The sequence below is a fragment of the Streptomyces sp. NPDC005728 genome (assembly GCF_040630895.1).
Lineage (GTDB): Bacteria > Actinomycetota > Actinomycetes > Streptomycetales > Streptomycetaceae > Streptomyces.
In genome coordinates, this window is the sequence record NZ_JBEXYL010000023.1 from 80215 (window position 1) to 92857 (window position 12643).

The 12643-nt window shown below is 69.5% G+C and carries 13 protein-coding genes and 1 riboswitch; of the genes, 8 read left to right on the forward strand and 5 right to left on the reverse strand.

The window, feature by feature from the left end:
- Nucleotides 1-205 precede the first annotated feature (205 nt).
- Complete coding sequence (locus tag ABZ471_RS17970) at nt 206-1270, forward strand: metallophosphoesterase (RefSeq protein WP_359067538.1); 1065 nt, start codon at nt 206-208, stop codon at nt 1268-1270.
- A 180-nt stretch (nt 1271-1450) separates the two neighbouring features.
- On the forward strand, nt 1451-2314 hold the full coding sequence (locus ABZ471_RS17975; protein WP_359067540.1) for a hypothetical protein: 864 nt from the start codon (nt 1451-1453) through the stop codon (nt 2312-2314).
- A gap of 487 nt (nt 2315-2801) precedes the next feature.
- Here the strand turns inward: ABZ471_RS17975 and thiC are convergent, their stop codons facing one another.
- Nucleotides 2802-4586 (reverse strand): phosphomethylpyrimidine synthase ThiC, encoded by a 1785-nt coding sequence (gene thiC / locus ABZ471_RS17980; RefSeq protein WP_359067542.1) that lies wholly within the window; start codon nt 4584-4586, stop codon nt 2802-2804.
- Nucleotides 4579-4752, reverse strand: a riboswitch (TPP riboswitch). (Overlaps the previous gene by 8 nt.)
- A gap of 71 nt (nt 4753-4823) precedes the next feature.
- Here thiC and ABZ471_RS17985 point away from each other — a divergent pair.
- A complete protein-coding gene (locus tag ABZ471_RS17985; protein WP_359067544.1) occupies nt 4824-6413 on the forward strand; it encodes a YibE/F family protein in 1590 nt (529 codons plus the stop codon).
- Between the two features lie 95 nt (nt 6414-6508).
- Here ABZ471_RS17985 and ABZ471_RS17990 read toward each other — a convergent pair whose 3' ends face one another.
- The 4 genes from ABZ471_RS17990 to ABZ471_RS18005 form a co-directional block, all read right to left on the reverse strand.
- On the reverse strand, nt 6509-6946 hold the full coding sequence (locus tag ABZ471_RS17990) for an SsgA family sporulation/cell division regulator (protein WP_359067546.1): 438 nt from the start codon (nt 6944-6946) through the stop codon (nt 6509-6511).
- Between the two features lie 99 nt (nt 6947-7045).
- The gene (locus ABZ471_RS17995; RefSeq protein WP_359067548.1) at nt 7046-7960 is read right to left on the reverse strand and encodes an IclR family transcriptional regulator C-terminal domain-containing protein; all 915 of its coding nucleotides are present in this window, start codon (nt 7958-7960) and stop codon (nt 7046-7048) included.
- Between the two features lie 201 nt (nt 7961-8161).
- Nucleotides 8162-8374, reverse strand: a complete 213-nt coding sequence (locus tag ABZ471_RS18000) for a DUF5326 family protein (protein ID WP_094218693.1) — start codon at nt 8372-8374, stop codon at nt 8162-8164.
- A gap of 166 nt (nt 8375-8540) precedes the next feature.
- Nucleotides 8541-8858, reverse strand: a complete 318-nt coding sequence (locus ABZ471_RS18005) for a cupin domain-containing protein (RefSeq protein ID WP_359067551.1) — start codon at nt 8856-8858, stop codon at nt 8541-8543.
- A 60-nt stretch (nt 8859-8918) separates the two neighbouring features.
- On the opposite strand from ABZ471_RS18005, the gene ABZ471_RS18010 reads away from it, so the two are divergent.
- The 5 genes from ABZ471_RS18010 to ABZ471_RS18030 all read left to right on the forward strand — a co-directional run bounded on the left by ABZ471_RS18010 (nt 8919) and on the right by ABZ471_RS18030 (nt 12633).
- The gene (locus tag ABZ471_RS18010; protein WP_359067553.1) at nt 8919-9296 is read left to right on the forward strand and encodes a phage holin family protein; all 378 of its coding nucleotides are present in this window, start codon (nt 8919-8921) and stop codon (nt 9294-9296) included.
- Between the two features lie 7 nt (nt 9297-9303).
- Nucleotides 9304-9795 (forward strand): low molecular weight protein-tyrosine-phosphatase, encoded by a 492-nt coding sequence (locus tag ABZ471_RS18015; RefSeq protein ID WP_359067555.1) that lies wholly within the window; start codon nt 9304-9306, stop codon nt 9793-9795.
- A complete protein-coding gene (locus ABZ471_RS18020) occupies nt 9792-10940 on the forward strand; it encodes a cystathionine gamma-lyase (protein ID WP_359067557.1) in 1149 nt (382 codons plus the stop codon). The genes ABZ471_RS18015 and ABZ471_RS18020 overlap by 4 nt, the downstream gene beginning before the upstream one ends.
- A 216-nt stretch (nt 10941-11156) precedes the next feature.
- Nucleotides 11157-12062, forward strand: coding sequence for a LysR family transcriptional regulator (locus tag ABZ471_RS18025; RefSeq protein ID WP_359067559.1), 906 nt, complete (start codon nt 11157-11159; stop codon nt 12060-12062).
- Between the two features lie 88 nt (nt 12063-12150).
- On the forward strand, nt 12151-12633 hold the full coding sequence (locus tag ABZ471_RS18030; RefSeq protein WP_359067561.1) for an NUDIX hydrolase: 483 nt from the start codon (nt 12151-12153) through the stop codon (nt 12631-12633).
- Nucleotides 12634-12643: the final 10 nt, after the last annotated feature.

Sequence of the window (12643 nt, forward strand, 5' to 3'; positions counted from 1 at the left end):
TGGGATCGACACAGGGCGGACTGCGGCCGAACCCCTGCCCAAACGGGGCGAAAGCCGCGATGAACTGGAGTCTTGCTCCGATTCACCACCCCTGGGTCATCACACGGCGCGACGCGCATTCCTATGATGGGCCCACGACACCGCGGGCCGCTGCGACCAGGCAGTCCGAAGCGGTGCAGCTGCGGCGCGATGGTGGAGGGGTCTGATGACTCAGGGGGCCGGTCAGGGACCCGAAGTGGAGCGGACGGCGACGTTGCGCGACTTCCGGGTACCCGCGTACGTCCACGAGACCGGTCCGTACGCCCACACCCACCCCGGTGACACCCTCCCGCCCATGGACGAGGGCTACACGCCCACCCAGCGCGACCTGCCCGTCGTCAACCGTGGCGACACCCTCCAGGTCCCCGTCGAACCGGTACTCGCCGCCCCCGCCCCGGAGCCCTCGACCGGCCCCGGCCCGCTGTACGTCGTCGGCGACGTCCACGGCTACCACGACGAACTGATGGCCGCCCTGCAGGAGCAGGGCCTGATCGACGCTTCCGGGCAGTGGTGCGCGGGCACCGCCCGGCTGTGGTTCCTCGGCGACTTCACCGACCGCGGGCCGGACGGCATCGGCGTCATCGACCTGGTGATGCGGTTGTCCGCCGAGGCGGCCGCGGCCGGCGGCTACTGCAAGGCCCTCATGGGCAACCACGAGCTGCTGCTGCTCGGCGCCAAGCGGTTCGGCGACACCCCCGTCAACTCCGGCGCGGGCACCGCCACCTTCCAGGCGGCCTGGCTGCTCAACGGCGGCCAGAAGACCGACATGGACCGCCTCCAGGACCACCACCTGCAATGGATGGCCCGCCTCGATGCCATCGAGGAGGTCGACGGGTATCTGCTCGTCCACTCCGACACCACCGCCTATCTCGACTACGGCGACTCGATCGAGGCGGTCAACGACACCGTCCGCGAGACGCTCACGCGCAATGACGCGGACGAATGCTGGGATCTGTTCCGCAAGTTCACCAAGCGCTTCTCCTTCCGCGACGAGGGCGGCGCCGACGCCGTGCGCTCCCTGCTCGATACGTACGGCGGCACCCGCATCGTTCACGGCCACAGCCCCATCCCCTATCTGCTCGGCGAAGTCGGCTCCGAGGACGGCGAGGAGGACAACGGACCCGTCGTCGAGGGACCGCACGTCTACGCCGAGGGACTCGCCATCGCCATGGACGGCGGTGTGACCATGGCCGGAAAGCTGCTGGTCCAGCAACTTCCCCTGGATATCTGAGCAATCAGGGGGCAGGCGAACCCCTGGCGTATGGGCGCAGGTCGCACGCAATTTCCGGCAATCCCCTGTCACCGTGTGCCGTCACGGCTCTACCATCGGCTTATCCGTAGCAGGCTCCCCTCCGTTTCTGCCCGACGGCTCGCCGGCGTGCGAGCCCCAAGCCCTACGGAGCATCGGGGGATGCACATGAACAGCGTTCCGCAGCACCTGCTGAGCGAGGACCGCCAGGAATTCGAGCGGGTCCTCGATGAGGCGCTGCGCTCCGCACCACACCGACCGGAACTGGCCGCTGTCGGGCAGCGACTCAACCCCGAACAGCTGCGCACCATGGCGCTCAACGCCACCGCAATCATCACGGCGGCCGCGACGGCCGAGTATCAGCACTACGTGAAGGTCCGCGAGGAACTGCGCCACCCGGCGCCGTCCACCCCCTCGTCCGCCGGCGATTCCGGTTCCGCCGAGGCGGGGCCGGACGCGATGGGGCTCGCCACCACCCTCAGCGAAGCAGCCGAGACGACCGGAGCGGGTGCCATCGCCGTGATCGCGGTGCTGGCACCCGTCCTCGCCGGGACCGCCGCGGCGATCTTCCTGCTCGTCGGCTACATCCTGAAGATGCTGGCTCCCGGCCAGGCCTTCGCCCAGACCATGCTCACCGCGGGGTGGGTGTTCGGCGCCGTGGCCGCGGCAGCGATCCTCGTCGCCGCGGTCGGGCTGCTGCTCACCGCGCTGCGCAACAGCGCCTCGGCGGAAGCCGGAGCCCACGACGCGGCGAGCGCGGAGGTCGCCAGGGCCAGAGACGCCTGGCGAGAGGCCCTGTTGGAGCGCGGCATCCTGCCGTTCCTGCGGGACGCACTCGCCCAGCCCGGCACGGCAGCCCTGCACCGCACAGCCCCGCCGGCCCCGACCGGCCGCATGCCGCGCCTCGGCTACGACCGGCCCGGCTTCAGCAGCCCCGACGACGGCTCCGCCTCCGACCGTCCGAGCTTCACCAGCCCGGACTACACGAGCCCCGACTTCGGTGGCCCGGAACACCAGCCGGAATAGCCCGGCCCCGCCCCCACCGGGGGCGCGGCCGGACACCCGGCCCCGCCCGCGCCAGGGCCCCAGCCTCACGGCAGCGGACCTGACGCCTACCGCGCACCAGAGCCCCCTCGGGGCTCCACCCGGGTTGCAGTGGGGGACATCCCGGAGGTCTTCTCGCTCCAGCCCCGACAGCGGGAACGGCGTGACCTTCTGGGGCAAGACCGGCGAGAACTACGGCTTCCGCAGCCGTATGTTCGCCACTCGCGGCCTGACCACCCGATTCCTCCTGTCCTACACCTCGACTCCGCTGAATACGGCCGAGGACATGACCAGCAGGGTCGTCGCCGTCCTCACCGCCGGACCCGACCACCAGGGCTCAGGCCGTGGGATCCGGCAACCGGACCACCGCGCTGCTCTCGGCAGCGACGAGACGCCCCCTGTCCACCGATCAGTGGTGGGGCTGCTCCCCGGGCTTCGCATCCCGAGGAGCAGCGCCCATCCAGATGCGTCAGTCCGCCAACGGCAGGTACACCCGGTTTCCCGCGGCCGCGAACTCCTTCGACTTCTGGGCCATGCCCTCCTCGATCTCGGTCTTGGTGCCGCCGTGTTCACGGCGGATGTCCTGCGAGATCTTCATGCTGCAGAACTTCGGCCCGCACATGGAGCAGAAGTGGGCCGTCTTGGCGGGCTCGGCCGGCAGCGTCTCGTCGTGGAACTCCCGTGCCGTGTCGGGGTCCAGGGCGAGGTTGAACTGGTCCTCCCACCGGAACTCGAAGCGGGCGTCGGACAGCGCGTCGTCCCACTCCTGCGCACCGGGGTGTCCCTTGGCGAGGTCGGCTGCGTGGGCGGCGATCTTGTAGGTGATGACACCGGTCTTGACGTCGTCACGGTTGGGCAGACCCAAGTGCTCCTTGGGCGTGACGTAGCAGAGCATCGCCGTGCCCCACCAGGCGATCATCGCGGCACCGATGCCGGAGGTGATGTGGTCGTACGCCGGCGCGACGTCTGTCGTCAGCGGGCCGAGCGTATAGAACGGAGCTTCATCGCAGATCTCCTGCTGAAGGTCGATGTTCTCCTTGATCTTGTGCATCGGGACGTGGCCCGGGCCCTCGATCATGGTCTGTACGTTGAAACGCTTGGCGATCGTGTTGAGTTCCCCGAGCGTCCGCAACTCCGCGAACTGCGCCTCGTCGTTGGCGTCCGCGATCGAGCCCGGCCTGAGGCCGTCGCCGAGCGAGTACGTGACGTCGTAGGCGGCGAGAATCTCGCAGAGCTCCTCGAAGTTCTCGTACAGGAACGATTCCCTGTGGTGCGCCAGGCACCACGCGGCCATGATCGAGCCGCCGCGCGAGACGATGCCGGTCTTGCGGTTGGCCGTGAGCGGCACGTACGGCAGGCGCACGCCCGCGTGGACGGTCATGTAGTCCACGCCCTGCTCGGCCTGCTCGATGACGGTGTCCTTGTAGATCTCCCAGGTCAGTTCCTCGGCCCTGCCGTCGACCTTCTCCAGCGCCTGGTAGAGCGGCACCGTGCCGATGGGGACGGGGGAGTTGCGCAGCACCCACTCGCGGGTCGTGTGGATGTTGCGGCCGGTGGAGAGGTCCATGACCGTGTCGGCGCCCCAGCGGGTCGCCCACGTCATCTTCTCGACCTCCTCCTCGATGGAGGAGGTGACCGCGGAGTTGCCGATGTTGGCGTTGACCTTCACCAGGAACCGCTTGCCGATGATCATCGGCTCGATCTCCGGGTGGTTGACGTTGGCCGGCAGCACCGCACGGCCCGCGGCGATCTCCTCGCGGACCACCTCGGGAGAGACGTTCTCCCGAATGGCCACGTACTCCATCTCGGGCGTGATCTCGCCCTGGCGCGCGTACGCGAGCTGCGTGACCGCCTTGCCGTCACGGCCCCGGCGCGGCTGACGCGGGCGCCCGGGGAAGACCGCGTCCAGATTGCGCAGCCCGCCGCGCGGCGAGGTGTGCTTGATCCCGTCGTCCTCGGGGCGGACGGGACGGCCCGCGTACTCCTCGGTGTCGCCGCGGGCGATGATCCAAGTCTCCCGCAGCGGCGGCAGGCCCCTGCGGACATCGGTATCGACGAGCGGATCGGTGTACGGGCCCGATGTGTCGTACAGCGTGACCGACTGCCCGTTGGTGAGGTGCACCTGACGGACAGGCACGCGCAGGTCGGGGCGGGTGCCCTCGACGTACGCCTTGTGCCAGCCGATGGACTTCCCGGCCTCCTGGGACTTCTCGTCCTGGACGGAGGCAGGCGTGCGTGCGTCCTTGTTGGTCATGAGACCTACTCCCTACGCCGGCATTACCCGGTAACAGGTTCGGCGGTCGACGCAGCGGTTTCCGTCTGTCGATGTTTCCCGTGAAACCACGTTCCACGTGAAACATCGCGAATACGGAGGTCAGCGCCCTCTCAGCCCGGTGCTCCGAGCTCCCGCGTGTGCAAAGGTGGCTCCACGCTAGCGTCAATTCGGGCGCGGTGAACAGAGGGCCCCTACCGTTCTTGCGATGATCTGGCGGTGACCACGACGGAGCAGTACCCGTACCCGCCCCCCGAGCCGCCGCGCGGAGGCGGCTCCGGACAGGGCGGCGGACACGGCCATGACGGCCACGGAGGCGGTGAAGGGCCCGGCCGGGCTCCCCACGGCAGCAGCGGTGCCGCCGACGGCCACGGGCCCCTGCAGCCCGGCCAGAGAACCGGCCACAGCCCCGGGCAGGCTCAGGGGCACGGGCACCTCCACGCGTCGGGTACCGGCGGCAGCCACGGGCATCCGCATGGCCCCGGCCCGGGCGATGGACATGGCCACACGCACGGTCACAGCCACAGCCATGGACCCGCCGCGCCCGTCTCGAAGCATCTGCGCAAGGTCATCGCGGCGATCCTGATCCCGTTCACGGCTGCGGTCGTGGTCGGCCTGGTCCTGCTGTGGCCCGGAGGGGCCCCGTCGCACGAGCGCACCGGCGTGGGCTTCGACCGCCAGACGCAGCAGGCCACGGTCACCAAGGTCATCGAGGTGAGCTGCAAGTCGGTGAACGCCTCGGGGGACACCCCGACGGGCGACACCTCCACCGCCGAGGGCAATTCCGCGCAGCAGGAGGCGAACGGCACCTGCAAGAAGGCGACGATCCGCGTCGACACCGGAAACGACAAGGGCCGTACGTTCACCGAGATCGTGCAGCCCGACCAGTCACGGCAGTTGCGCCAGGGCGAGGAGGTCGTGGTCGCCTACGAGCCCTCGGCGCCGAAGGACCTGCAGTACTCCGTGACCGATGTGAACCGTAAGTTCCCGATGGCGCTGCTCGCGGGGATCTTCGCGCTCGCCGTCGTGGTGGTGGGCCGGATGCGCGGTGTCATGGCGCTGGTCGCACTGGCCGTGAGCTTCATGGTGCTGACGCTCTTCATCCTGCCCGCGATCCTGCAGGGGTCGAATCCACTGCTGGTGGCCGTCGTCGGGTCGAGCGCGATCATGCTCATCGCGCTCTACATGTGCCATGGGCTGTCGGCCCGTACGTCGGTCGCGGTGCTCGGCACGCTGGTCTCCCTGCTGCTGATCGGCTTCCTCGGCTCGGAGTTCATCGACTGGGCCGCGCTCACCGGCAACACGGACGACAACACCGGTCTGATCCACGGCCTGTATCCGTCGATCGACATGAGCGGTCTGCTGCTGGCCGGCGTCATCATCGGCTCGCTGGGTGTCCTGGACGATGTGACGGTGACGCAGACGTCGGCGGTCTGGGAGCTGCACGAGGCCAATCCGGCGATGGGCTGGCGCGGGCTGTACCGGGCGGGCATCCGGATCGGCCGTGACCACATCGCCTCCGTGGTCAACACCCTCGTGCTCGCCTACGCCGGTGCCGCGCTGCCGCTGCTGCTGCTGTTCTCGATCGCGCAGAGCAGCGTGGGCACGGTCGCCAACAGCGAGCTGGTGGCCGAGGAGATCGTGCGCACGCTGGTGGGCTCGATCGGCCTGGTCGCCTCGGTCCCGGTGACCACCGCCCTCGCCGCGCTGGTGGTGTCGGCCGACCGGCCGGCACCGGACACGGCGGCCCCTGCTGGTGCCCAGCCCGCTCCGGCGCGCGGCGGCAGAGGCCGCCGCCGGAAGCGGTGAGCGGGCCCTGCCGGCCGGAAACCCATTGAAGAAGCGTTCCTGCGCAGTCTCACACGGCACGGCGGAGCGCCCGGCGCCTCCGTTGCCGTAACGCTTCAGCCGGCGCTCTGCTCCTCGGCCAGGATGCGGTCCAGGGCCTCGTCGAGGTGGGCGTCGAAGTCGGCCAGCGCACTCTCCTGGCCGAGCGGCACAAGCTTGTCCGTGCGGTCGAGGAAGGCCACGAGCGGCGGCGCCGAGGAGCGGAACAGTGCCTGGTCGCAGCCGACCTGAAGGCGGATGAGCACCTCGCCCAGCACCTCGGCGTCGGCGGGTGCGATGTGCACGTCCCCCTCCCCGCACGGCCGCCCGACCCCGTCGATCAGCAGTTCGCGGCCGAAGGCCCAGGTCACCGGTGCATCGCCGGGCAAATGGAAGGTCAGCCGCACGGCATAGGGATCACAGGTCTCGTAGCGCAATTCCACCGGAATGCGGAAGGAGAGCTCCTCCGACACGAGAAAACTCATCATGACTTCTGCCTGTACCGATCCACGCATCGCCTACCCCGTCACATGACATCGACTGGCCGGGATTGATCCCCTCGACCGTGGTCAAATCTTGCTGAACGTACACAGGAGATCACAAGGAGTGAGTTTTCAGATACTGATAGAGAGCGCCAGCGAGCCCAGATGTCGCCCGATCTCGGCCTGTAGACGGCGAGCGGCGGGCAGCAGGCGGTCGGCATGGTGGGCGGGCAGCGAAATGGCCATCGTGGCCGCCGTGGTGCCGACCGTGATCGGAATCGCGGCGCAGACCGTGCCGAGCGCGTACTCCTGACGCTCCACCACCGGCTCCATCCGTGGCATCCGGGCCAGCCGGCGCAGCAGGGCGTGGTTGTCCCGCACGGTGTACGGCGTGATGGACTGCGCCGGATAGCGGGCCAGGTGGTCCCGACGGGCGTCCTCGTCCAGCTGGGAGAGCAGGCACTGCCCGATCGCGTGCGCGTGGCCCGTCTCGCGGAAGTCGGCCCACTCCTCGACCGCGGGGGCCTCGGGCGAGTCGGAGACGCACATGACCTCGATCTCACCGTCCCGGTACATCGCGTAGTACAGCGGCACACCGATGGAATCGCGCCAGTGCGCGAGGGTGTCGGCCACCGCGCTGCGACGTTTCTGCTGTGCTCCGCTGCTGCTCAGCCGCTCGGCCGCGTCGCCGAGGAAGAACAGCCCTTTCTCGCGGCGCAAATAGCCCTCGTGCACGAGGGTGCGCAACAGGTGATAGGTCGTGGGCAGGGCTAGGCCGGTCTCGCGGGCGAGTTGCTTGGCGGGGGCGCCGTACTCGTGTGCGGCAACGGTCTCCAGCAGGCGGATAGCGCGCTGGACGGATCCGATGAGGGTCGCGGCAGGCGGTTGCCCCGGGGTGTCATTGGCGTGCGATGGTCCGGGGACGGGGCCAGCGTGTGGTTGTCCCGGTACGGACGCGGTGGGTGGCCGCTGCACGGGAGGTGTGCAGGAGCGCGCCGAGGCGGGGGCTGCGTGGGGTTCTGCCGGTGCGGTGTCAACCGTGGCCAAGGGTCACTCCCGAAGCGCGAGGTGGGGGCAGCCCGTGCGGAGAGAACACGGGTGGGGGTGTACGCCGCCCGCGGGGCCCGGCCCCGCGTGGGGTTCCGGACTCTAACCGCCCGCCACCGTATGCGGACGGCCTGCCGGGGAAACTTCCCTCCCCCGAGGGAACCGGCGCCTCCCGTTACCGCTGACCGGCTCCCTCGTCCCTCACCAGTCGCTGCGCGACGAGGAGTTCGACATGAACTTGCGCACGATGTAGATCAGTCCGCCGACCAGGGCGACGAAGACCAGCGCCTTGAAGAGCAGGCCGATCACGAAGCCGACCACGGTCGCTATCAGGCTGCCGAACACGACCAGGGCGATGACCGGCACCGCGACCCACTTCACCCACCACGGCAGCCCCGCGAAAATCTCTCGCATTGCGCTCGTCCTTTGCGTTCCGGTGCGTTCACGGCGTACTGCGCGCTGTCGTGGACGCAGTTCTCGATGTCTGCACTCGATGCTAGGGCCGCCAGAGGGTCCCGTGGGGGCCTCGCACCCCTTGTCGTCCCCTGACCCGCCCCCTAGGGAACCCCGAGACCCGGGGTCAGGCCTCGGGCGGAGAGAAGACGACCAGAACCCGCAGATCCTCGGTGATGTGGTGGAACTTGTGGGCGACGCCGGCCGGCACGTACACCACGCTGCCGCGCGCCACCTGGGTGGTCTCCAGACCGACCGTGATCGATGCGCGGCCGCTGACGACGAAGTACACCTCGTCCTGGCTGTGCGGCTTCTGTGGATCGTGCTCGCCCGCGTTGAGGGCGTACAGGCCGACCGACATGTTCCGCTCACGCAGGAACTGCAGGTAGGCCCCCTCGTTGGCGGCGCGCTCCGCCTCCAGTTCGTCCAGCCGGAAAGCCTTCATCGCTGTTGTCCGCCCTCGCCCCACTGCTCGCCGTCGATCTGGTCTGCCACGATCAGACACATGAAGAATTTCGTAGTCAAGACGATCGCCAACGCGGGCGCTCTCGCCGTCGCCGTATGGCTTCTCGACAAGATCACCCTCACAGGTGACAACACGGGCAAGAAGGTCGGCACGCTGATCGTTGTCGCGCTGATCTTCGGCTTGGTGAACTTCCTGGTCAAGCCGATCATGAAGGTGCTCACCTTCCCGTTGTTCATCCTGACCCTCGGACTGATCACCCTGGTGGTCAACGCACTGATGCTGCTGTTGACCTCCTGGGTGTGCGGCAAGCTCGACCTGAGCTTCCACGTGGAGGGATTCTGGACCGCGGTACTCGGCGGTCTGATCATCTCCATCGTCTCGTGGGCGCTGCACCTCGTCCTGCCCGACGAGGACTGAGCCCGCCATGACCTACCGCGTCTGTTTCGTGTGCACCGGCAACATCTGCCGCTCCCCGATGGCCGAATCCGTCTTCCGCACGCGCATCGAGGAGGCCGGTCTCCAGAGCCTGGTGGAGGTCGACAGCGCCGGTACCGGCGGCTGGCACGAGGGGGATGCCGCCGACCCGCGCACCGTCTCGGTCCTCGATGAGCACGGCTACGGCACCGAGCACATAGCTCGCCAGTTCCAGTCCTCCTGGTTCGCCCGCCTCGACCTGGTGATCGCCCTCGACACCGGCCACCTCAAGGCCCTGCGCCGCCTCGCGCCCACAGAGGAGGCCGCCCGCAAGGTGCGGCTGCTGCGCGCGTACGACCCGGCGGCCGGCGACGACCTCGACGTACCGGACCCGTACTACGGGGGTCTGGACGGCTTCGAGGAGTGCCTTGAGATGGTGGAGGCGGCGAACACCGGCCTGGTCGCCGCCGTACGGGAACAACTGGAGGGACGGGCCGCATGAGCGACGCCGAAAAGGACGCGGACCGCATCGGCGACGGCACGCGCGTGGTACGGGCCGGGCTGCCCGAGCCGGTCAAGAACGAACCGACCCTGCCCGGACCGGTGTTCGCCGCGCACTACCACCTTCCGGGCGATGTGTCGGGACCGTACGCCTACGGCCGTGACGACAACCCGACCTGGACCCTCCTGCAGCGCGCCATCGGCGAGCTGGAGGCGCCCGGGCAGGACGACGTCGAGACACTGGTGTTCCCCTCCGGGATGGCAGCGATCTCCGCGGTGCTGTTCTCCCAGCTGCGTGCGGGCGACGCGGTGGTCCTGCCCTCCGACGGCTACCAGGTGCTGCCGCTGGTCCGCGCCCAGTTGGAGGCGTACGGCATCGAGGTGCGCACGGCGCCCACCGGCGGTGACGCCCAGCTGGAGGTCCTCGACGGCGCGCGGCTGCTGTGGATCGAGTCGCCGTCGAACCCGGGGCTCGACGTGTGCGACATCCGGCGGCTGGCGGAGGCGGCGCACGCGCGCGGCGCGCTGGTGGCCGTCGACAACACCCTCGCCACCCCGCTCGGGCAGCGCCCGCTGGAGCTGGGCGCCGACTTCTCCGTGGCCAGCGGCACCAAGCAGCTGACCGGGCACGGTGATGTCCTGCTGGGCTATGTCACCGGTCGTGACGCCGAGGCGATGGCCGCCGTACGCCGCTGGCGCAAGATCGTCGGCGCGATCTCGGGGCCCATGGAGGCCTGGCTCGCGCACCGCTCCCTCGCCACGCTCCAGTTGCGCATCGACCGGCAGAACGCGACGGCCCTCGTGCTCGCCGAGGCACTGCGACAGCGGCCCGACGTCTCCGGGCTGCGCTATCCCGGGCTGCCCGACGATCCGGCGCACAAGATCGCCTCACAGCAGATGCGACGCTACGGCTGCGTGGTCTCCTTCACGCTGCCCACGCGCGCGCGTGCCGAGCGTTTCCTTGCGGCACTGCACCTGGTCGAGGACGCGACGAGCTTCGGCGGCGTGCGCTCCACGGCCGAACGCCGCGCCCGCTGGGGCGGAGACCCGGTCCCGGAGGGCTTCATCCGCATGTCCGTCGGCGCCGAGGATCCCGCGGACCTGGTGGCGGATGTACTACGGGCTCTGGACGAGTCGGCACAGTGACCGGTTCAGGCGCTTCCGTCCCACCCCGCCGGCGGTCCGAGCCTCCCCCCTCGTGGCTCGGACCGCCCCCGGTTCCTCCCACGAAGAACCGCGCGACCAAGGCTAGTTGACTCTCTGTCAGTGTCCAATCACGGTAGCGACAGAGGCCTATCGACTTATTTATAGTTGGTGCCTGCCCGGGGGCCGGAGGAGAGCAGCGGAAGGGAAGGGCGTGTCATGGATCTGGCCTTGCTGCGCACCTTCGTCACCGTGCACCGGGCTGGTTCCTTCACCCGCGCCGCCGCGCTGCTGGGCCTCTCCCAGCCGGCCGTCACCTCCCAGATCCGCACCCTCGAGCGCCAGCTGGGCCGTCCCCTGTTCCTACGGCAGGCCCGCGGGGTGACGCCCACGACCATCGGCGACGAACTCGCCCACAAGGCGGCGCCGCATCTCGACGCCCTGGTGGAGATAGCCGAAAGCGGTCTGGACGACGAGTCCTCGTTACGGACGCTGCACCTCGCCGGCCCGCCGGAGTTCACCGCCGAACGCGCTCTTCCCGCCCTGACGAAGCTGACCGGCGACGACGGCCAGGGCTTCGCGCTGCGCGCCTCGTTCGGCACCGCGGAGGAGACGCTGGAGGGGCTGGCCGCCGGACACCACGACCTGGCCATCAGTACAGCCAGGCCCCGCGGCGCCCTCCTGACCGCTACCCCCCTGTGCGACGAGGAGCACACGCTGGTCGCCGCCCCGCGCTGGGCCGAGCGGATCGGCCCTGGAACGCTGCGGCTCAAGGGGGCGCCCGCGCTGGAGAACCTGCCTGTCGTCGAGGTCCACGAGTCGCTGCCCTTCGTCTCGCGCTACTGGGCCGCCGTATTCGACTCGCGCCCTGCGGGCTCGGGCGCGGTCATCGTCCCCGATCTGCGCGCGGTGCTCGCCTGTGCGATCGCGGGCGCCGGACTGGCGGTGCTGCCCCGCTACCTCTGTGTCCCGGCCCTCGACCGCGGCGAGATCATCGCGCTGCACGACCCCGCGGTGCCGCCGCTGCGTACGTACTTCCTGGCAGTGCGCACCGGAACGCTCGCCATGCCGCACATCGCGCGGGCGCACGAGTGGCTCCAGCAGGCGGCCGCGCACTGGTGTTGAGCCCCTCATTCCAGGGGTTCACTCGCCGCATTCAGACCGTGGCACTGTGCGATGTTTCACGTGGAACCAGCCGGGCCACATTTCTCCCATGACCGTCCGACCCGTGGTCAAGCGCACCGCCCGTGCCGTTCTTCTGGACGGTGACGACCTGATCCTGATCAAGCGCACCAAGCCCGGTGTCGATCCCTACTGGGTCACGCCCGGTGGCGGGGTCGAACCCGCGGACCCGACCGTCGTCGACGCCCTGCACCGCGAGGTGTACGAGGAACTCGGCGCCAAGATCACCGACGTCGTGCCCTGCTTCGTGGACACCGTGGAGCACATCGGCGAGGACGGCGGGGCGACCGGCGTGAAGGTACAGCACTTCTTCGTCTGCCGACTGGAGTCCATGGACCCGTCGCTGCGCCACGGCCCCGAAGTGGAGGAGCCGGCAGGCGAGTACGAGATCGTCCGGGTCCCGTTCACCCGCGTCGGGATCGCCTCCGTCCACCTCGTTCCGCTGTCGCTGCGGCACTACCTGGACGGCAACATCGAGGGCGTCCGCGCCATGCACGCCCCCGACCTCGGATAGCCGGAGAGCC

What these genes read in the sequence shown, in the direction of transcription:
- ABZ471_RS18020 (WP_359067557.1), top strand. Translation starts at nt 9,792, where the DNA reads ATGAGCGACGCCGAAAAGGACGCGGACCGCATCGGCGACGGCACGCGC.
- ABZ471_RS17990 (WP_359067546.1), bottom strand. Translation starts at nt 6,946, where the DNA reads ATGCGTGGATCGGTACAGGCAGAAGTCATGATGAGTTTTCTCGTGTCG.
- ABZ471_RS17970 (WP_359067538.1), top strand. Translation starts at nt 206, where the DNA reads ATGACTCAGGGGGCCGGTCAGGGACCCGAAGTGGAGCGGACGGCGACG.
- ABZ471_RS18025 (WP_359067559.1), top strand. Translation starts at nt 11,157, where the DNA reads ATGGATCTGGCCTTGCTGCGCACCTTCGTCACCGTGCACCGGGCTGGT.
- ABZ471_RS18030 (WP_359067561.1), top strand. Translation starts at nt 12,151, where the DNA reads ATGACCGTCCGACCCGTGGTCAAGCGCACCGCCCGTGCCGTTCTTCTG.
- ABZ471_RS18010 (WP_359067553.1), top strand. Translation starts at nt 8,919, where the DNA reads ATGAAGAATTTCGTAGTCAAGACGATCGCCAACGCGGGCGCTCTCGCC.
- thiC (WP_359067542.1), bottom strand. Translation starts at nt 4,586, where the DNA reads ATGACCAACAAGGACGCACGCACGCCTGCCTCCGTCCAGGACGAGAAG.
- ABZ471_RS17975 (WP_359067540.1), top strand. Translation starts at nt 1,451, where the DNA reads ATGCACATGAACAGCGTTCCGCAGCACCTGCTGAGCGAGGACCGCCAG.
- ABZ471_RS18015 (WP_359067555.1), top strand. Translation starts at nt 9,304, where the DNA reads ATGACCTACCGCGTCTGTTTCGTGTGCACCGGCAACATCTGCCGCTCC.
- ABZ471_RS18000 (WP_094218693.1), bottom strand. Translation starts at nt 8,374, where the DNA reads ATGCGAGAGATTTTCGCGGGGCTGCCGTGGTGGGTGAAGTGGGTCGCG.
- ABZ471_RS18005 (WP_359067551.1), bottom strand. Translation starts at nt 8,858, where the DNA reads ATGAAGGCTTTCCGGCTGGACGAACTGGAGGCGGAGCGCGCCGCCAAC.